The 17,338-nt window shown below is 61.7% G+C and carries 13 protein-coding genes and 1 tRNA gene; 4 read left to right on the plus strand and 10 right to left on the minus strand.

Annotated elements, in window-relative coordinates; all coding sequences use genetic code 11:
• Positions 1 to 25 precede the first annotated feature (25 nt).
• The 5 genes from A6B35_RS05300 to A6B35_RS05320 are packed head-to-tail and all read right to left on the minus strand — an operon-like array spanning position 26 to position 5,492.
• Positions 26 to 874: a glycosyltransferase family 2 protein gene (locus tag A6B35_RS05300; RefSeq protein WP_006204521.1), complete on the minus strand. Its 849-nt coding sequence runs from the start codon at positions 872 to 874 to the stop codon at positions 26 to 28.
• Positions 871 to 2,172 carry a lipopolysaccharide biosynthesis protein gene (locus tag A6B35_RS05305; RefSeq protein ID WP_006204522.1) on the minus strand — a complete coding sequence of 434 codons (1,302 nt, stop codon included), beginning with the start codon at positions 2,170 to 2,172 and terminating at the stop codon, positions 871 to 873. Before A6B35_RS05305 ends, A6B35_RS05300 begins: the two co-directional genes overlap by 4 nt.
• Positions 2,172 to 3,239: a GNAT family N-acetyltransferase gene (locus tag A6B35_RS05310; RefSeq protein ID WP_006204523.1), complete on the minus strand. Its 1,068-nt coding sequence runs from the start codon at positions 3,237 to 3,239 to the stop codon at positions 2,172 to 2,174. The genes A6B35_RS05305 and A6B35_RS05310 overlap by 1 nt, the downstream gene beginning before the upstream one ends.
• Entirely contained in the window at positions 3,232 to 4,146 is a 915-nt protein-coding gene (locus tag A6B35_RS05315) for a phytanoyl-CoA dioxygenase family protein (RefSeq protein WP_006204524.1), read from the minus strand. Before A6B35_RS05315 ends, A6B35_RS05310 begins: the two co-directional genes overlap by 8 nt.
• A gap of 23 nt (positions 4,147 to 4,169) precedes the next feature.
• Positions 4,170 to 5,492: a DegT/DnrJ/EryC1/StrS family aminotransferase gene (locus A6B35_RS05320; protein WP_202799461.1), complete on the minus strand. Its 1,323-nt coding sequence runs from the start codon at positions 5,490 to 5,492 to the stop codon at positions 4,170 to 4,172.
• A 352-nt stretch (positions 5,493 to 5,844) separates the two neighbouring features.
• On the opposite strand from A6B35_RS05320, the gene A6B35_RS05325 reads away from it, so the two are divergent.
• The 3 genes from A6B35_RS05325 to A6B35_RS05335 all read left to right on the plus strand — a co-directional run bounded on the left by A6B35_RS05325 (position 5,845) and on the right by A6B35_RS05335 (position 10,421).
• Complete coding sequence (locus A6B35_RS05325; protein ID WP_006204526.1) at positions 5,845 to 7,206, plus strand: tetratricopeptide repeat protein; 1,362 nt, start codon at positions 5,845 to 5,847, stop codon at positions 7,204 to 7,206.
• 258 nt (positions 7,207 to 7,464) lie between these two features.
• Complete coding sequence (locus A6B35_RS05330; protein WP_006204527.1) at positions 7,465 to 8,076, plus strand: YfbM family protein; 612 nt, start codon at positions 7,465 to 7,467, stop codon at positions 8,074 to 8,076.
• Positions 8,077 to 8,243: 167 nt separating this feature from the next.
• The gene (locus tag A6B35_RS05335; RefSeq protein ID WP_006204528.1) at positions 8,244 to 10,421 is read left to right on the plus strand and encodes a tetratricopeptide repeat protein; all 2,178 of its coding nucleotides are present in this window, start codon (positions 8,244 to 8,246) and stop codon (positions 10,419 to 10,421) included.
• A gap of 212 nt (positions 10,422 to 10,633) precedes the next feature.
• Here A6B35_RS05335 and A6B35_RS05340 read toward each other — a convergent pair whose 3' ends face one another.
• A complete protein-coding gene (locus tag A6B35_RS05340) occupies positions 10,634 to 12,229 on the minus strand; it encodes an ABC transporter substrate-binding protein (protein WP_065518155.1) in 1,596 nt (531 codons plus the stop codon).
• 1,441 nt (positions 12,230 to 13,670) lie between these two features.
• On the opposite strand from A6B35_RS05340, the gene A6B35_RS05350 reads away from it, so the two are divergent.
• The gene (locus A6B35_RS05350) at positions 13,671 to 13,964 is read left to right on the plus strand and encodes a DUF982 domain-containing protein (protein ID WP_006200738.1); all 294 of its coding nucleotides are present in this window, start codon (positions 13,671 to 13,673) and stop codon (positions 13,962 to 13,964) included.
• Positions 13,965 to 14,221: 257 nt separating this feature from the next.
• Here A6B35_RS05350 and A6B35_RS05355 read toward each other — a convergent pair whose 3' ends face one another.
• From A6B35_RS05355 to A6B35_RS05370, 4 genes are all read right to left on the minus strand, one after another.
• The gene (locus A6B35_RS05355; protein WP_006200739.1) at positions 14,222 to 14,569 is read right to left on the minus strand and encodes a hypothetical protein; all 348 of its coding nucleotides are present in this window, start codon (positions 14,567 to 14,569) and stop codon (positions 14,222 to 14,224) included.
• Between the two features lie 116 nt (positions 14,570 to 14,685).
• Positions 14,686 to 14,762, minus strand: a tRNA-Arg gene (locus A6B35_RS05360).
• A 360-nt stretch (positions 14,763 to 15,122) separates the two neighbouring features.
• A complete protein-coding gene (locus A6B35_RS05365) occupies positions 15,123 to 16,052 on the minus strand; it encodes a DUF1003 domain-containing protein (RefSeq protein ID WP_006200740.1) in 930 nt (309 codons plus the stop codon).
• A gap of 215 nt (positions 16,053 to 16,267) precedes the next feature.
• A complete protein-coding gene (locus A6B35_RS05370) occupies positions 16,268 to 17,194 on the minus strand; it encodes a D-alanyl-D-alanine carboxypeptidase family protein (RefSeq protein WP_006200741.1) in 927 nt (308 codons plus the stop codon).
• Positions 17,195 to 17,338: the final 144 nt, after the last annotated feature.

Consider the following 17,338-nt stretch of genomic DNA (forward strand, 5'->3'; position numbering starts at 1 on the left):
GCCTGATTGCTCTCTACCGCCTGGACTAGGCGCGCCGCGCAGTGGCGTGATTGTAGAGCCACTGAAGAAAGGCATAGCCGTGCGGGCTGAGGTCCAGCATGCGCAGCCTGCGGCGGATCCGGCGTTCAGCACACAGAAGCGCCTCTTCCTGCTGAGGAAAGTAGGGGCGCAACATCTCGAGTGCGGCGAGCTTGTCGGCGAGCATGCGTCTGGTTCCGTAGAGAAGCGTCACGCTGTCGCGATGGATCCGATGTGCCGCCATGACGTCGTCGATGAATCCGACTTTGCCGCCGCGCGCCGTCAGGACATTCAAAAGCCAGGCGGCAGAGGCGACAGTCGTCGTTCGATACCATCCCGGCAACGCATCGAGCGCGGCTTTGCGAACCATCGTGGCGCTCTTGGGCGTAAAGTTGACGTTCAGCAACCGGTCAATGTCATAGACGGCATCGCCCACACCAGGTCGGACGGAAAGCTGGCGCGTTCCGTCTTCGCAGACATGCTCGACCCGGTGGGCGGAAATCGCGCATTCCGGGTGCGCATCCATGAACTCGACCTGCCTCTGCAGTTTGAACCGGTCCGTCCAATAGTCATCGCCATCGAGAAAGGCGACGTACTCGCCCTGAGCCGCGTCGATCGTTGCCATGACATTCGACAGGCCAAAGTCGCCGTAGTTCGACCTGGCGCGCAGCAGCTTCACGCGGTCCGGCGCGCCGGCGTGGATGTCCTCGAGCACCTCCAGCGTGCCGTCCGTCGAGGCGTCGTCGCCAACGATGACCTCGATGGGGAAACGGGTTTGCTGCTGAAGCGTACTTTCGACGGCCTGTCGGATGTAATCGACTTGCTGGAACGTGACGATGGAGACCGAGAGCTTCATTCGACGGCGTCCGACTGCCTCGTACGCGGCAGATTGTACGACAGGCCAAGCGCGACCACGATCAGATGCGAAGCGAAAATCAGCAGCATCGCAATGCCTGCGCCGGTCAGACCCAGCCGAGGGATCAGGGTGAAGGAGGTCGATACCGCGACCAGCGCGACGACGCCGTACTGAACCGCGAGCCACCAGAAGCGGCGCGAAGCGACCATCCCGAACTTCAGCACGTCGGCGATGCATCGCAAGGTTGCGGCGCCGGCCAGCCATGCGAGCAGGCCCCCCTGTGCGAACTCGGCCGTATAGACCAGGCCGAGGATCGCGTCACCGAACGCGGCCGCGATCGCGACGGCCAGCGTTCCGCATGCCGCTACGCCCAGCGCAAAACGTCCAAGCAGGCCGACGAAACGCGTGCGGTCACCCGCCGCATGATAGTGCGCGAGCCGGACGCTGACCGCTATTCCCATCGAGTTGACCACCCGGTTCGGCGACATCGCGAGCGCGGTCAGCGCGGCGAACAGGCCCAGCGCCGACAGGCCGAGCGCGCTTTCCACGACGAGTCGCGGCAGATAGACCGCGATCATCACCAGCACGGTGGCGATGGCGAGCGGAAGCGCTTGCAGGGCGAGCCTCTGAAGGGCGCCCCTGTCCCAGATTGGCCTGACCGTTTCCGAACTGCGCAGTTTTGCGCATCTGCGGCCCATGGGCACGTCGTAGAAAGCGAGGACCAGAAGTTGCGCAAGAAGCTGGCCGAACACCGCGACCACAAGCGAGCCTGTGGCCCAGTAGCCGGCCGACAGGAACAGCAGCGAGAGCGGACCGAGCAGACAAAGCGAACGGCCGATGTAGTCCATCCGCTCGTGCGCCTGGAAGAGGCCGTGGACCATGTCGGAAACCAGCTCCATGCATCGGGTCAGCGCATAGAGGACGACGACCCAGATGACGACGGCGGAATTGGTCTGGAGAATCCCGCTCGCCACCATGAGCACCAGGGCGACGCCGGCGGCCACCAGCCGCAGCGCGAGATAGTTGCCGAAGAGATAGGGCCCGCCTGTGCTGCTCGAGTGGATTTCGCGCAGCCCCATCTTGGCCACCTCGCCGATCGGGATGCACAATGCCTGCGCGAGCGCATAGATGCCGACGGTCGTCGGATCGGACAGCTTCGCCAGCAGCATGAGCGCGAGCCACATCGAAAGGGATGAGAACAGACGCCCGATAAAGACCGACCGAAAATTGCCAAGGATGGAGCGACGTCCGCCGTCCAAATGGTCTTGATCGGCGGCGATGTGCGGGGTGGCCAACATCAGTGTCCGGTGGCGACTGCGATCGGGGCGCGATAGGCGGGGAAGTATCCGACGTCCGGCGCGGCATCCCCGCAATGTGCGCACAGCAGCGCGCGGTAGGCCGACTTGTCCAGGATCCAGCGGCCGACCTTGAAATCGTGGCGGACCGAGGAGAACCGGGCCTTGAACTCGAAAAGCGAATCCTCGTGGCCCCCGCGACCTGCCCCCAGGTGCAATCGTGTCGCGCCAAGCGACCGGGCGATATCGGCGACGCCGTCGAGGAGGCCCTTGAGCGGCGACAGGGCGCGGAACTTCGCGTTCACGCCCGTGAGGTGCGCCTCCGCGATGTCTCCACACACGGTGAGAAGCAGGATCGCTGCCGCTTCGCCCTCGACTTTCGCGACGGCCAGATGTCCGAGACTTCCAAGCGCGTCGCGCAGCGCCTCGAAGTAGCGGTCCGAGAACATATAGCGCTCCGAGGCCTCGTTGTTGCGCATCGTCGCGCGGTAGAGCTCGGCGAAGGTCGGATAGGTGGACCATTCGCTGTCCCGCTCCACCACGAGACCGGCACGCTCCGATTCCTTGATCTCCTGCCTCAGCACCTTCGGGTAGAGCCGGCGCCTGGTTTCGCGATCATGCGTCAGGTCGATCGAGACGCTGCGCCCAAGGTGAAGCACCTCTCCTCCCGGCGTCAACTCGTCGCCGTGGAAGCCCTCGCAGTGGCGCCAATTCTGCAGCAGCGGATGAAACCGCGTGAACAGCGTGACCAGCTCCTGATCCGCCCAGGCAGCGCGGATTTCCGACCATGCCCTCGCCAGAAATTCGGTGTCGTCGAGTCCGAGCCCGACCGGACCGGTGTAGCCGTAGACCGAGTTTGCGTCGGTCCGGCCATCCTCGAACGAGGCGACGTACGGCCACGCCATGAACCGCTCAGGGGTGCCGTGAACGACCATCCACGCGCGCCCCTCTCCCATTCTCTCGGCGAAGGCATGATAGGCCGCACGGTGATAAAAATCGTGTGGTGCGCGGCCCAGCCATTCATCCCATGCAGGGTCGCTCGGCGAAAGCAGGACCGTCGGATCAGGCATGCTTCACGTTCCGCGCCTTGCCGGGCCAGATCTCGGGAAATATTTCCGGATCGGAATAGTCCGGCCTTCCCGCGCGATCGGGCCGGCAGAGCTGGTCGTGCGGCAGGACGATTGCCATGCCATTTGCCGAGGTGAGCGGCTGGTAGGTGTTCGCCGCGTCCTGCATATGGACCGCCACGGCGAAGCGCGGGTGCGTCGCCCGGTTCGGAGCGCTCGCGTGCAGCGCCCGCATGTGGTGGAAGCTGACCTGCCCCTTCTTGAGCTGCATGGCTGTGATCAGGTGTTTCGGGATCGCCCGGCCCATGCGCTGTTCGATACTGTCGAGGTCTGGGTCGTTGAAACCACGCAGATGTTCGCACTCCGGCCATAGATGGCTTCCGTCGATGACGTAGAGCGTGCCGTTCTTCACTTCCGCGTCGTGCAGCGGGATCCAGGCGGTCAGCATGCTCGTTGAAGTGCAGGTGGACCAGTAGGAGTGGTCGGTGTGCCAGCCGACGGCCGTCGCGCCAACCGCGCCGGTGGCGGGCGGCTTGTAGATCGCCTGGTCGTCGAACAGCCTGATCGCCGGGGCACGCGCCAGCCGGGCCGCGATCGCTCCCAGCACGGGCTGCATAACAAGCTCCCGTACACCGTCATTCTGAAGCGAGCAGAATTCGTTGTTGCGGACGCCGTCGCCGTCGCCGGGCCGCCAGTCGCTGAACTTCGCCTTGCGCGGCAGGATTCGGTCGCGTTTACCGGCGTGGTGTGCCTCGATCGCCAGCCGCGCCGAGTCGAGCAGCGCGTCCGGGAGCACCTGGGGCGCTATGTGCCAGCCAGTTCTTTCGTAGCGCGCTACGTCCGCTTCAGTCGGCAGCAGTGCCTCGTCGACGAGCTCGCGACCGCGCAGGTTCATCTCGTTGGTCGTCATCCTCGGCTCCTTCGGTCCGCAATCTATTGGCGCAGAAACGGCGGCAAGCGTGGGTCGTGGCATTGAGCCAGGGCCGCGCGAACCGCGGGCGCCTGCCGCACGATCGCCGCGATCCTGGATGTCAGCTGCTCCACCTCCGCTTCGCTGACTTGCATTCCGGTGGGCAGTACCATGACGCGCCTGGCGATCTCCTCGGTAACCGGCAGGGTTCGGCCCGCCTGCGGAAAAAGGCCAGTGTAGGGCTGCATGCGATGGCAACCTGGATAGAAGTAACGGCGGGCGACAACGTTCTCGAGGCGCAGCGCAGCGACGAGCTCATCGCGGGTCAATCCGGCCGTGGCGGCGTCGATCTCGGTGACGATGTAGTGGTAGTTGTGCTGCTGGTTCATCCGCCGCGACATCAGGCTGATCCCGGGGATCGCCTGAAGGCCGAAGGCGTAGGCCGCATAATTGCGCCGATTGTGCGCGATAATGGCATCCATCGACTCGAGCGACGTCAGGCCCATGGCGGCCGATGCCTCGCTCATCTTCCCGTTGGTGCCGAGGTGCTTGACGGTGTCCTCGTCCGAGAACCCGAAATTCACCATCAGCCTTAGCCTTCCGGCGAGGTCACTGTCGTCGGTGACGATCGCGCCGCCTTCAAGGGCATGGACGCACTTGGTCGCGTGGAAGCTGAAGACCTCCGCGTCACCGTAGCCGCCGACCGCACGCTTCTTGGTGCCGCAGCCGAAGGCGTGCGCGGCGTCGAAGAGCAGTTTCAGGCCGTGGCGCTGCGCGATGTCCTCCAGCGCGTGGGTCGCGCAGGTGTTTCCCCACATATGTACGGCCAGGATACCCGTGGTACGCGATGTGATGGCAGCCTCGACGCTGTCGGGGTCGAGGCAGTGGGTCTTGGGGTTGATGTCGCAGAATACGGGTCGCAAGCCCTGACGCCACAGGGCGTGCACGGTTGCCACGAAAGTGTACGAGGGAACGATGACGTCTCCCGCCATACCCAATGCGCTGATGGCCAGCTCAAGACCGACCGTTGCGTTGCAGGTGGCAATGCAATGACGGGTGCCGGCAATCCTCGCGACGCGCTCCTCAAACTCAAGCAGCATCGGACCGCGGTTTGTCAGGCGCCCGCTATCGAACATTCGGTCGATGCGACCCATGAAGGCGGCCCGATCGGGCATGTTGGGGCGCCCGACGAGCAGCATCTCCGCGAAGGCTGGCTTGGCACCCAGCAGGGCGACATCTGCGTTGCGTCCGGGGATCGCAAAGACCTTCGCAGAGTACCTTGGCCCAGGAACCACCGGTACGGGGGGCGCGAGCATGCCCTGCTTGGAAACCGTATGAGACGCCATGCAACAACCCCCACCCATGGAAGTTTACAAACTTCGATAGCCCCCGCAAAATGCCGAAAGTTCTCCTGGCCACTGTATTTCCTGGGTCCAGACGCGTTCTCGTTGCGTCAACAATTACCTGCGCTCTGCAAGGCGTCGGACCTCATTTTGTTATGGTTTCTAGTCTGTCCCAATTCCCTCTAACCTTAAACTCATCCTTTTAGCGTAGCCGGACTACCTCTGCCGCGACGCTCAGTAGCCTGGCGACTGCGGACGTGATTTGCCAACTGGGGCTGCCCTGCGGCAACTTCGCTGTGCCGGATGCCCACCTCGTGGTTCTTTGCTTGCGTCTTCGCATACGCTAAAATCGGCCATGGGGATTGACCGAGATCCATATGCCTGGATCGACGATTTTTCGATCGTACTCAGACGCGATGCGATCCGGCGCAAGGCCGGCGATCCGGCTTTTGAATTCTACACCGGCTCCAAGATCACGGCATCGTTTTGGCTCGCAATCGTGTCGTGTATTGCTGGGATGCTGGGCGGTCTCCTGCCAAGTCACATCCTATGGTCGTCATTTATCTATCCAGCAGCGTGGCTGGTTGTTGTCGTTGGTGTTGGCTTCGCCGTCACATTGCTGACGATAAGGTTGGCGGGGCGTTCCATAGTCTTCCTTGCCGGCTGGTGCATCTTCTGGGGAATACTTACCGGCACAGTGGCAATGTGGGGGGCGCAGCTTTCTTCTGCGGGTTGGGCCTACGGGATCGCGGGCGGCATCGGTTTCCTCGTCGGCATTACTGAAGGCCTCCTGGAACACGCCGACCTGGAAGGACATGACAGCCTTTACATGACCGGCACGATACTGGCGCCAACGAGCATCTGTCTCGCTGTTTGGTTCAATCGCCAGGATCTGGTTGGATTTGGGGGATTTCAGCAGGCCGCATTGACGGGAGCGATAGCTGCCTCCCTGTTCCTGGGGCCTGTCATGGCGCTCTACATGGCCAAGTGGAAGAGCAGGAGCGCCATTTTCCGCCGTGCTTCGGTTTACCTGCACCACGATGACTTTGTTGCGGAAGGCATCCGGCTGCTGAATATCGCGATCCGCCTGACGCCTGACGACGCCGTGCTGTTCGACAGGCGAGCGCTGGCACACGCACTCCATGGAGACGCAGCCTCCGCAGAGGCTGACTGGCACCAGCACAAGGTACTCAAAAAGGAAAGCCTGGCACCCGAAATCTCCCGAGGATGGTTGCACCTGCGCCACGGCAGCCCCGAGTTGGCTGCAACGGCTTTCGATAAGGCGCTGTCTGGCAAGGCGCGTCCGGCGTCGGCGATTGTGGGCCGATCAATATGCGCACTGCGGCTTGACCAACCTCAGCAGGCGATCGACATGCTTGGTAGATTGCCAAAGGGCGAACGGGACGCACGTAGCCTGACCTACCTTGCTCAAGCGCATTTCATGCTCGGACATTGGCAAGATGCCATAGGGGTCGCGACGGACGCGATTGAAGAGCTGGACTCTCCTTATGGTTTGACATGGTTGGTTTGTGCCGAGGCGAACCTCGAACTCGGCAACAATGACCAGGCCATCTTGGGTTTTAACCGCGCATTGGAGAGGGACCAAGAATTGGGCATTGAGGAACGGGCGCTCGAAGGCCTGGAAAAGGTGGACGGTCCCGTCTTCGAGGAGGATGAACTGGAGGATTTCGAAAAAGCGCTGAGCAGCGGAAGCTAGCCGAAGAGATTCGAACTCCTGACCCCAAGATTCGTAGTTAAGCTTTGAAGAGTGTCGGCGCGCCAGCGTTGATCAAGATGACAACTCTGTTTCCGCTGGAACGCTATTATGTTCCAACTGCCCGACCGCCAATACCACCGCACGCATACGAGACCCGCCAAGCCCCTACGACCGATTGCTCCGTAAACCTGCTCGGGTCCTCTCTGGTAGGCAGTGGTTCGCGCCAATAGAATGGCGCTTCGTTGAAGGGGGCGGCAGATGGGCCTGACGTGTAGCTTGCATCGTGCGTCAGAGGCTGAGATCAAGCGATTGCTTGCGGAGCCAGATGCGATAGCCGGCTTCCTTTACCCTGAAGACGGCTCGCTGCGGGTGAGAAAGGTCTGGCCGAGAGGGATGCTCGGCTGGCTATTGCGTCTGACGCCAATCACGATCGAAGAAGTGGTTCCCGACTCCGACGGCGGCGCGGCGATCCACCCGCCCGATCCGGATCGGAGTATCGACATCGACCGCGGCTGGCATGGCCTGCACTTTCTCTTCACCGGCACTGCCGACGAAGGCGACGAGCCCGCTTGCTACTTCATGCGAGGTGGGCAGGATCTCGACGACGAGGGCCACGCTCGGGCGCTACGACCCGATCAGGTTCGGCGATTCGCGGCGTATCTCGATACGCTCACACCTGCCGAGCTCGCCCGCCGTTACGATCCTGCGCGGATGACGGAGCTCGATATCTACCCCGGTGTGATCTGGACCCGGCCTTCCGCCCCAGACGAATCACCCCTCGGCTGGCTGACTGGCTGTTACGCCGAAGTGCAGCAATTCGTGAAGAAGGTGGCGGCTTCCGGTGAGGGGCTCATCATCAACATTTCGTAACGTGGAAGCGGCGGCGCGGAGCGGCAGCCTCGGGATTTTAGGATGGCGATAGCGGATGTTTGTCGGAAGGCGTGCAGTCTCGATCTGACCCGAAGCTGAGCGACCCTAGGCTCAGGAGCAAAACTCGCCTAACATGACAGCGAGCGTGCCCCACGTCCGGAGCTGGCATGCAGCGCAAGCTTGCAGCGATTCTTGCCACCGACGTCGTTGGCTACAGCCGCCTTATGGAAGCGGATGAAGCCGATACATTGGCGCGCCTGAAGAGCACGCGAGAGAACCTGATCGATCCGAAAATCGCAGCTCACAATGGGCGAATCGTCAAGCTCATGGGTGATGGTACGCTGGTAGAGTTCCCGAGCGTTGTTGATGCAGTCGCCTGCGCCGTCGAAATCCAGCGCACCATGGCAGAGTGCAATGCCGAACTGCCGAAAGAAAAACAGCTCGAATTCCGCATTGGCATCAACCTTGGCGACATCATCATCGAAGGGGCGGACATCTACGGTGATGGGGTGAATGTGGCGGCGAGGCTCGAGGGGTTGGCGCCGCCGGGAGGCGTGCTGATTTCGGGAACAGCATTTGATCAGGTCGAGATGAAACTGGACTACGGGTTCGAGTTTTTGGGCGAACAGCGTGTCAAGAACATCGAGAAGCCCGTTCGCCTCTACCGAGTGGACCCGCGCACCCCGGTTATCTCAGGAAGTCGCAAACCTGACGGAACGCGGCGCTGGATCGCGGTCGCGGCCACGGTATTGATTCTGATCGTCGCGGGGCTGGTGCTTTGGCAGCGCTTTGGTGACGATCTCGTTCGACCCGGTGACGTGGCCTCGCAATCGAAGATGGCGTTGCCGCTGCCCGACAAGCCGTCAGTCGCCGTGCTCCCGTTCACCAACATGTCCACCGAAGCTGGCCAGGAACACTTCGCCGACGGCATGACCGATGACTTGATCACCGACCTTTCCAAGGTTCCCGGCCTCTTCGTGATCGCGCGAAACTCGACATTCGTTTACCGCGGCAAGCCGGTAAAAATCAGCCAGGTCGCCGAAGAACTTGGCGTGCGTTACGTTCTCGAGGGGAGCGTACGGCGAGCCGGCGAGCAGGTGCGAGTCAACGCCCAGCTCATCGATGCCCTCACCGGCGGGCATGTTTGGGCGGATAGGTTCGATGGAAACGTCGCCGATATTTTTGCGGTCCAGGACGTTTTTGTCGCGAAGATCGTCGAAGCGTTGAAGGTCAATCTCACCACCACCACAAAAGCGGAAATTGCCCGCGCCAAGCCGGACAACATTGCAGCCAAGGAAGCTTTCGAAGAGGGTTGGAGCCTTTATCTCCGTTACAACGCAAAAGACACAGCTGCCGCCATCACGTCCTTGAAAAAAGCAACCGAGCTTGATCCCGAATATGGGCGAGCTTATGCCGCCCTGGCGCTGGCCTACTTCCGCGTCGTTGACTCACTCTGGGGCAAAGAACTCGGCAGGGACGAACCATATTTCTGGTGGGGAGCTTACGATTATGTAGAGCTGGCCAAGAAGTATCCAACGTCACTGTCTTATACGGTCGAGGCATTGCGGGACGTGTATCAAGGCCTGGCCGAAGATGCACGCAAGAATGCCGGTCGAGCGATTGCATTGGATCCCAACGACCCCGAGGCGCACATCGCAACAGCTTGGGCGCTGACGATCTCAGGCGAACCTGCCGAGGCGCTGAATTTCGTCGCGACCGCCATGCGGCTCAACCCGAACTATCCAAGCCACTACGTTCTCGCTCGTGGATTGGCGCTTTTTGCAATGGGCGATCTGAAACAAGCGGCGGAGGTGTTCGGAGAAGGCGTCAGACAAAACCCAGACGCAACTGCGCTCTTTCTACCTCTCAGTTCCGTACTGGCGCAGCTCGGTCGCCGGGAGGAAGCGAGACAAATGCTCCTGAAGTTCCGGCCGGGTTTAGACCAGAAAGGACTAGAAAACCTTCCCGACACCTTACCCCTCTCGTTCAAATGGGATTATGAACACGCAAGCGTCCCGGAGCGCCTGAATGACGGTGTCCGCATCGCTGCGCTGCCGCTGGACGTCACCGTTACGAGCTTGGAAACAGCGCTTGAGACCGGCGATCCCATTTCTCAGCTATATGCAGTGAAGCGACTGGGCTGGTTTGGACCAGCGGCATTGCAAGCCGTTCCGGCTCTGGTTGAAGCGCTTAAGGTTGAATATCTCCGCCGGGAGGCCATTGAGGCGCTGGGAAAGATCGGGCCTCCGGCACGAGCTGCGATACCTGCGCTCGTGGCACTCCAGAATGAAGCCCTGGTTGGCATTTACGCAAAGGGCGCGCTGTCCAAAATCAGAGGCAATTGATGGACCCTGGACGCGCGCCAGGGATTGGACCTGCTGCGATGTCCGCTCCGGAGCCGCTGTTGGGGGACAAGGAGACATCAAAACGCCATCCCAATTTATGAGTTCACGGCCTAGAGCAATCCCAGGAAAAGTGCGTAACGGTTTTCCGTCCGGAATTGCGTCAAAACAAAGAGATAGAGCGGTTCGGCGTTTCCGTTAAACGATGAACCGCTCTAGGCGAACCACCAGCGTTCGGCGATCTTCGAGCCGTCCATCGGCCAGTTCGACGCCACCTCGCCATGGGCGAGAGCCCTGGTGTGGGCATCGACATAGGAGTTGAAGACCAGGTTCACCAGCCCGCCGTCGTCATGCAGCAATTGCTGCATTTCGGCATACATGCCGGCACGCTTGGCATCGTCGGTCTCCGAGCGGGCAGCGACGAGCAGCTCATTAAAGCGCGGATTTTTCCATTGCGTTTCGTTCCACACCGCTTCCGCCGCATAGGCGGTGGTGAACATCCAGTCGCAGGTCGGCCGGCCGGCCCAGTAGGAGGCGTAGAACGGCTTCGCGAGCCAGACATTGCTCCAGTAGCCGTCATTGGGCTCCCTGATCACATTCAGGTTGAGTCCGGCCGCCCGGGCATGCTCCTGCCAGAGGAGAGCGGAGTCGGTCGCACCCGCGAAGCCGGCATCCGCGACCGACAGGTGGAACCGGGTGTTCTCGGCTCCCGCCTTCTTGAGGAGGCTCTTGACCATGTCGGGGTCGTAGACGTGCTTCGGCTGCGGAGCGATCGCGAACTTGACGGTCGGTGCGATCGGATTGTCGTTGCCGATGGCGCCGTGGCCGAGAAACACCTTCTGCACGATCTCGTCGCGATTGAGCGAGTACTTCAACGCATTTCGCACGTCGGCATTGTCGAAGGGCGCCTTCTGGACATTCATGACATAGACGTAGTGGCCGTAGCCCGTCGTCTCCGAGATCACGAGATCGGGGTTCTGGTTCAGAATGTCGAGCGTCTTCAGATCGCAGCGATCCATGTAGTGGACCTCGCCGGTGTTGAGTGCATTGGTGCGCGCCGTTACATCATTGATCGCCAGGCATTCGACACGGTCGAACCAGCCCTTGTCGGATTTGAAGTAGTTCGGGTTCTTGTTGAAGGTGGCGATGACGCCGGGCTCGAATTTCTCGAGCAAATAGGGGCCGGTGCGGATGCCCGACTCCCAGTCGGCGACGCCCTCTTTCGCCGGCATTACCGCGATGTCTGAGATGATGTAGGGGAAGTCGGCATTGCCGCCATCGAGCTCAAAGACGACCGTCTCGGCACCGTCGGCGACGACGTTCTTGATAGTAGCCAGGAGCGATTTCGCTACCGATTTCGTGCCCTCGACGGTGTGATGCCTGACCGAGGCCACGACATCGTCGGCGGCAACCGTCCTGCCATTGTGAAAGGTGGCGCCTTTCCTCAGTTTGAACACCCACTTCTTGGCGCCATCCGAAGGCTCAAAGCTCTCAGCGAGGTCGGGGACCACGTTGCCCTTGGAATCGACCTCGGTCAGGCTGTTCGACAAGGTTCCCCCCAGCGCGGTGGTGGTGAACGGGTTGACGTAGAGACCCGGGTCCATCGTATCGACGGCGGCGCCATCGCTGATGCCGATCTTCAAGGTGCCGCCTCTCTTCGGCTCCGCGCGCACCGCCTGGACGAACATCGCATTGGCGGCCGTGGCGGTAAGGCCGGCGGCGAGCGCCAGCTGAACAAAGTCACGACGCGAAACCCTGCCGTTCGCGGCAAGCTTGGCGGCCGACTGCAGCTTCAATTCGAATTCCGTCATTTCCTGGTTTCTCCTTCAGATCCAGATGGAGAACGGGCATGACCAAGAGGAAACGAGGAGGTGCATCCCCTCGTGGGCCAACGGTTTCGGCCCGCGGCAGATCATAGCGCGCCCGAGTGTGGCGGGCAAACAGCCGTCATCCGCCGCAGTTCCCAAATGATCGCAGTTGGGGCCGGGAGCGGACAGTCAGCTTTCAGCCGTTAAAGGGGCGGAAGCCGACATTCAGGACCTTGGGGAGCATCGATCTGACCCAATCCGGTCATTCCCTGGCCCACCCCCGTCTTTGTGCCCAGCGACCTTGGGCCCTCAGTCTCATTTGAGGGATTGCTCATCTGCGATAAAATGCGTTTCAGAGCTGGGCTACTAGTCTCGCAGGGCGGCCGGTGCAGTCGGGGTTTGGCTAGGGTGCTGCACCGGCCTTTTTCACACGGGGCTCGCCTCACGAACTGCGAATGAGCCTTCCTGACCTGTTGACGGTCTTCCTCCGCCCGCTGCGCCGGGTCTGCCCCATGAGCCAGCGCCGTGCAACTCGACATGCTTCACGCGCGCATCTTTCAGATTAGCGATTGCTAAATTTCGAGACAATTGGATTGCCGAGGCTTAACTGCCGCATGCCATGATCAGGCGGGTTTCCGGCTGGAGATGGTGCGATGCGCGCTCGAACTTGGGTCAGGGATGTGCGGCTCGGCGAGGCCCTCGAACTGAAAAAACACATAGCTGCCCTCGAGCGAGAACTCATCGCGGAGACATCTGGCTCTGTCGGAATGTTGAGGCTCGCCGAACTTGGCCAACAATTGCGCAGGCACAAATTTCGGTTGGAGGTGCTGGAGCGGTGCATATCCGGGCTCTCCGAACGAGCGCGGCCCGCGGAAATGGCTGGCGATGCACGAAAAGCGCCCGCGATCCGGGGGTAGAAGGCAGTTCCGCCTGTTAGCAGCGGCCGTGACGTAGCAACCCGCGCCGGAAACGATGACGCGGGCTGCCCACCTGCACCGAAAAAGCGACGGCTTCCGGTGCGCTCATCCAACTACTCGAAAACGCCAATGTCCCATGCAAGAACCGGGATCCAGAAAACCGTATTATCGATGCAACATGAATGGTATAGTGGGATCAGGGCCTGAGCATTCCCCGATTTTATGGCCCCCTGTCCTACGGTGACCGGCGCCCCCCAAACCCCACCCCCAACGTCGGTCGCCCCGTCTTTTCCCGGCATTGTCTTTTCTTGGCATTTTGCTGGACGATGGTTTGATAGACGTCGAGATGTTTGAGCTGGATGCTGGGCCGGCCAAGGCACTCATTGAGACTCTGGATCGATTTACTGCTTTGCGACCTGATCGCCATTCTTGACACGCAAAAATGCCCTTCACATATTTGCCGGCGGCCGTCTGCGAAGACGCTTTTTTGAGGCCCAAGCACTCGTTCAGACTGTATGGAGGATCTCATGAACGACAGGACTTTTGATCGGCCCGTGTTGGTAAAGAATGGGCAGTTTTTGATCGAAGAGATTGGATGCCTGGCTGATGCTTTCGAGTTCCTTGAGGAGTGGCCAAAGAACCGCAGGGGACCCATTTACGACACCGCGTTTCGCGCCTGTCAGCGAGCCCATGATGGCCACATTCCACTTTCCGTCGCGCGTGACGCCTTCGCTGGCTTCGCCAGATCGGCAAAAGTCCTGGAAGATGTCTCTGCCGCAATGCCTTGGATGGCAGGAAACACCGGCCGCGCAACGGCATAACGCACACCTCTATTGAGGTCACCGGCGTCGCGGCAGGTCATGACGCCGGTGCATTTTACAATTTGGTGCGGCGCCCCCGGCGAGCAGATATGGGTAGCCGTTGGTCGTCATCCAGCGGGCGCGGGCAAGATGCGCCTCCCAAGCCCGGAACGCTCTTTCCGGTTCCGCTCCGGGGGGCGCATTGCCGCCCGGCAGCTTTGTGGCCGACAGCGGACAGACGGCTTTTGACATCAGAAAGCGGCAAGCGGCGTTTCAAGTCATCGTGCGTCGGTGAGGAAGGGCATGATATCCACGCCGTCTCCCGGGAAGACGGTGAAATGCGGGTGGTTCTCGAACAGGCGGGCGGCAGCCTCGATGGTATCGGCCTCGACGACAATGTAGCCGCAGAAAGGGTTCACGGCGTCGGCGATGCCGTCCTTTGTAACGCGCGTCGTTCTGCCGACCATACCGCCGCGATCAGGGAAAAATGCGGCATTTCTCGCCTCCCAGTCCACCCACTGCTGAAAGCCGACGGCATCAATCGCATCTTGCTCTGGCTTGGGCAGGCTGCGAAAGCGGGCAAGGTCTTCGGGCTTCATGGTGTAGACGGCAAGAAAGCGGGGCATACGGCGAACTTCAGGCTGGCGGAAGCCTTGTCAGGCTACACTCCTGTGCGGCCGAAGTCACTGCGGACACTCGCCAAAATCACCTTCAAATAACTATTTGATATTTATGTTGAAACTGGCGCACCCGACAGGATTCGAACCTGTGACCTCTGCCTTCGGAGGGCAGCGCTCTATCCAGCTGAGCTACGGGTGCCTTCAGGATCGGCGATCTTGAAAACGAACCAGCCGGTGAACCGGCCAGCCACGGCTTCTTAGCGGAAGCAGGCGCGGGCTTCAACGGGCAATTGCGCTGCCTCCTCGCGCAGAGGTCACAGGTTCGAATTCAGCCGGGTGCGCGGTTTGTGTGCCGAATGAGAGCTGGATCGAACGTCCAACGAGAAGCCAAGCCCGAAGGCCCGCAAGCCTGAAACGAAAAACCCGCCTCGGCGGCGGGTCGCTGGCGCAAATCAGCACCATGCCCAAACTTATAGCATAATTGCCGTCACCGGGCAACCGTTTCGCGAGCCCGCCGGTCCGTCCATCCGCCCGCAACGGAGCAGGCGGCGGGTGCCTCTCACTGCCCAGCCTCGCTCTTCACCGCCCGCCTCCTCACCCCGCGTAGCGCCCGCTTCGGCTTCTTCGCACCCGTCAACTCGTGCATCGCATCCAGCTGCATCTGCTGCATCTCGGCCAGCCGCGTCCACTGGCGCGAGATGAGGTAGTCGAGCTTCTCGTGCAGGTGCCGCACTTCCAGCTCGGCCTTCAGATTGACCCGGTAGTCGTTGAACGAGCGCAGGCGGTCTTTTGCTTCCTGCCGCCTCTGGCTCATCATGATCACCGGCGCCTGGATGGCGGCAATGCAGGAGAGCAGAAGGTTGAGCAGGATGAAGGGGTAGGGGTCGAAGGCGCTTGTCGCGCCCTCGATCAGATTGATGCCGATCCACACCAGCAGCACGCTGGCGAACGAGATCAGGAACCACCAGCTGCCGCCGAACGCGGCCATATTGTCGGAGACGCGGTCGGCGAATGACCTGTGCTCCTCGAATTCCTCCTCGCTGTTTTCGGAAATCGTGTCCTGCCTGGCGATGCTCTCCACCACCTGCCGGTCCAGCTCGGAGAATTCGCCGTGCTCCTGCTGCAGAAGCTCCTCCATGTAGCGCATCCGGTAGCGGCCGAGCTCCTCGCGGCTGATGCGCGCGCCGGTCGGCAGGTCGGGATGGTCGGCGCGGATCCGGTCGGCGAGGCTCGGGCGCAGATCGTCGATGCGCACGAGGTCGCGCTTGCGGAATTTCCGGCCTGATATCGCCGACGGTTTCTTCTTCGGCTTTACGCGCGACGCGGCTGGCCCGGGCAGAGTCGGCTCGGAATCCGGCACCTCCGGCGCTTCGAGGATCTCGTCAGCCGCCTCATGCAGGTCTTCCGGCAGGGTGGACGCCTCGAGATATTCACCGCCCGAGTGGTTCTCGTCGTCTTCTGTCTTCTGCGCCTTCGGGTCGCCGGCCATGGTCAGTGCTCCTGTCTCGGCTTCCGATACGATACGCCAAGCCGGCGCGGCATATCCATCGCGACTGTGAATCTGGTGTGACCGAACAAGTTGTTGTGATTGGCGGAGGGCGCGCTTCTTTGGCGACCTCAACGTGCAATCGCGCATGGCGGCGCCGCCCCCGCTGAGAAGGTGCTGTCGCTGACCGAAATCCCGGTGCTGGTGTTCGCCAGGGTCTATGGAGCCGGCAAACCGGGAAGCGGCGAACCGGTCGGCTGCTGCCCTGCGAACATCAGCCGCGTCTTCGCATCCGCCACCGTCGGCGACAGGCTCCGCTGGATCAGCGCCTCGACATGGTCGTTGCGCTGGCGGGCGCTGTCGGCGCCCATCACCACGACGATCAGCTGGCGGCCGTCGGCGCTGTAGGAGGTCACGATGTTGAAGCCGGAGGCCCTGATATAGCCGGTCTTGATGCCGTCGACGCCGCGCACCCGGCCGAGCATGTCGTTGTGGCCGCGCACCAGCCGCCCGCGGAACATGAAGTCGCTTTCGGAGAAATAGTGGAAATGCTGCGGGAAGCGGTTGCGCAGCGCCATGCCCAGCACCGCCATGTCGCGCGCGCTCGTCATCTGGCCGCCGTCGGGCAGGCCAGACGCGTTGCGGAACACGGTGCTGGTCATGCCGAGCTGGCGCGCCTTGGCCGTCATCATGGCGGCGAACTGCTCCTCTGAGCCGCCGAGATATTCGCCCACCGCCACCGCCACGTCATTGGCCGATTTGACGACGATGGCGCGGATGGCGGAATCGACGTCGATCGGCTCGCCGCGCCGGAAGCGCAGTTTTGTCGGCGGCTGCCTCGCGGCGTTGTCCGAAACCGGGATCTGCGTCTCCTTGGCTAGGCGGCCGCTCTCCAGCGCCTCGAACAGCAGATAGAGCGTCATCATCTTGGTCAGCGAGGCCGGATAGCGCTGCGCCGTCGAGTTGACCTCGAACAGTTGCTTGCCGGTCCTGGCATCGACGACGATCGCCGCATATTTCTGCGGTGCCGCCGGCACCGCCAGCACGGTCTCGGGCGGCGCCGTGGTGCAGCCGGCGACAAGCACCAGCAGCGCGAACGCGGCCATCAATTTCTGGATGAGCGGGAAGGGACGCTGGTCGGACAAGGGCTGGACTGTTCTGAACGCGGCTGTTGCTGAGATGCGGCGAAGCTAACGTAATGCGCCTGCCGCGTCCATTTGGTTAACACCTGCAGTGACGCATTTGCCCAGGTTTCAGAGGCTGGCAGCGCCGACTTCGGTAATTCCCCT

The sequence above is a fragment of the Mesorhizobium amorphae CCNWGS0123 genome (assembly GCF_001686985.1).
GTDB lineage: Bacteria > Pseudomonadota > Alphaproteobacteria > Rhizobiales > Rhizobiaceae > Mesorhizobium > Mesorhizobium amorphae.

Excerpts from the sequence above, each read along its gene's own strand:
- A6B35_RS05300 (WP_006204521.1), bottom strand. The coding sequence starts at position 874 with ATGAAGCTCTCGGTCTCCATCGTCACGTTCCAGCAAGTCGATTACATC.
- A6B35_RS05305 (WP_006204522.1), bottom strand. The coding sequence starts at position 2,172 with ATGTTGGCCACCCCGCACATCGCCGCCGATCAAGACCATTTGGACGGC.
- A6B35_RS05310 (WP_006204523.1), bottom strand. The coding sequence starts at position 3,239 with ATGCCTGATCCGACGGTCCTGCTTTCGCCGAGCGACCCTGCATGGGAT.
- A6B35_RS05315 (WP_006204524.1), bottom strand. The coding sequence starts at position 4,146 with ATGACGACCAACGAGATGAACCTGCGCGGTCGCGAGCTCGTCGACGAG.
- A6B35_RS05320 (WP_202799461.1), bottom strand. The coding sequence starts at position 5,492 with ATGGCGTCTCATACGGTTTCCAAGCAGGGCATGCTCGCGCCCCCCGTA.
- A6B35_RS05325 (WP_006204526.1), top strand. The coding sequence starts at position 5,845 with ATGGGGATTGACCGAGATCCATATGCCTGGATCGACGATTTTTCGATC.
- A6B35_RS05330 (WP_006204527.1), top strand. The coding sequence starts at position 7,465 with ATGGGCCTGACGTGTAGCTTGCATCGTGCGTCAGAGGCTGAGATCAAG.
- A6B35_RS05335 (WP_006204528.1), top strand. The coding sequence starts at position 8,244 with ATGCAGCGCAAGCTTGCAGCGATTCTTGCCACCGACGTCGTTGGCTAC.
- A6B35_RS05340 (WP_065518155.1), bottom strand. The coding sequence starts at position 12,229 with ATGACGGAATTCGAATTGAAGCTGCAGTCGGCCGCCAAGCTTGCCGCG.
- A6B35_RS05350 (WP_006200738.1), top strand. The coding sequence starts at position 13,671 with ATGAACGACAGGACTTTTGATCGGCCCGTGTTGGTAAAGAATGGGCAG.
- A6B35_RS05355 (WP_006200739.1), bottom strand. The coding sequence starts at position 14,569 with ATGCCCCGCTTTCTTGCCGTCTACACCATGAAGCCCGAAGACCTTGCC.
- A6B35_RS05365 (WP_006200740.1), bottom strand. The coding sequence starts at position 16,052 with ATGGCCGGCGACCCGAAGGCGCAGAAGACAGAAGACGACGAGAACCAC.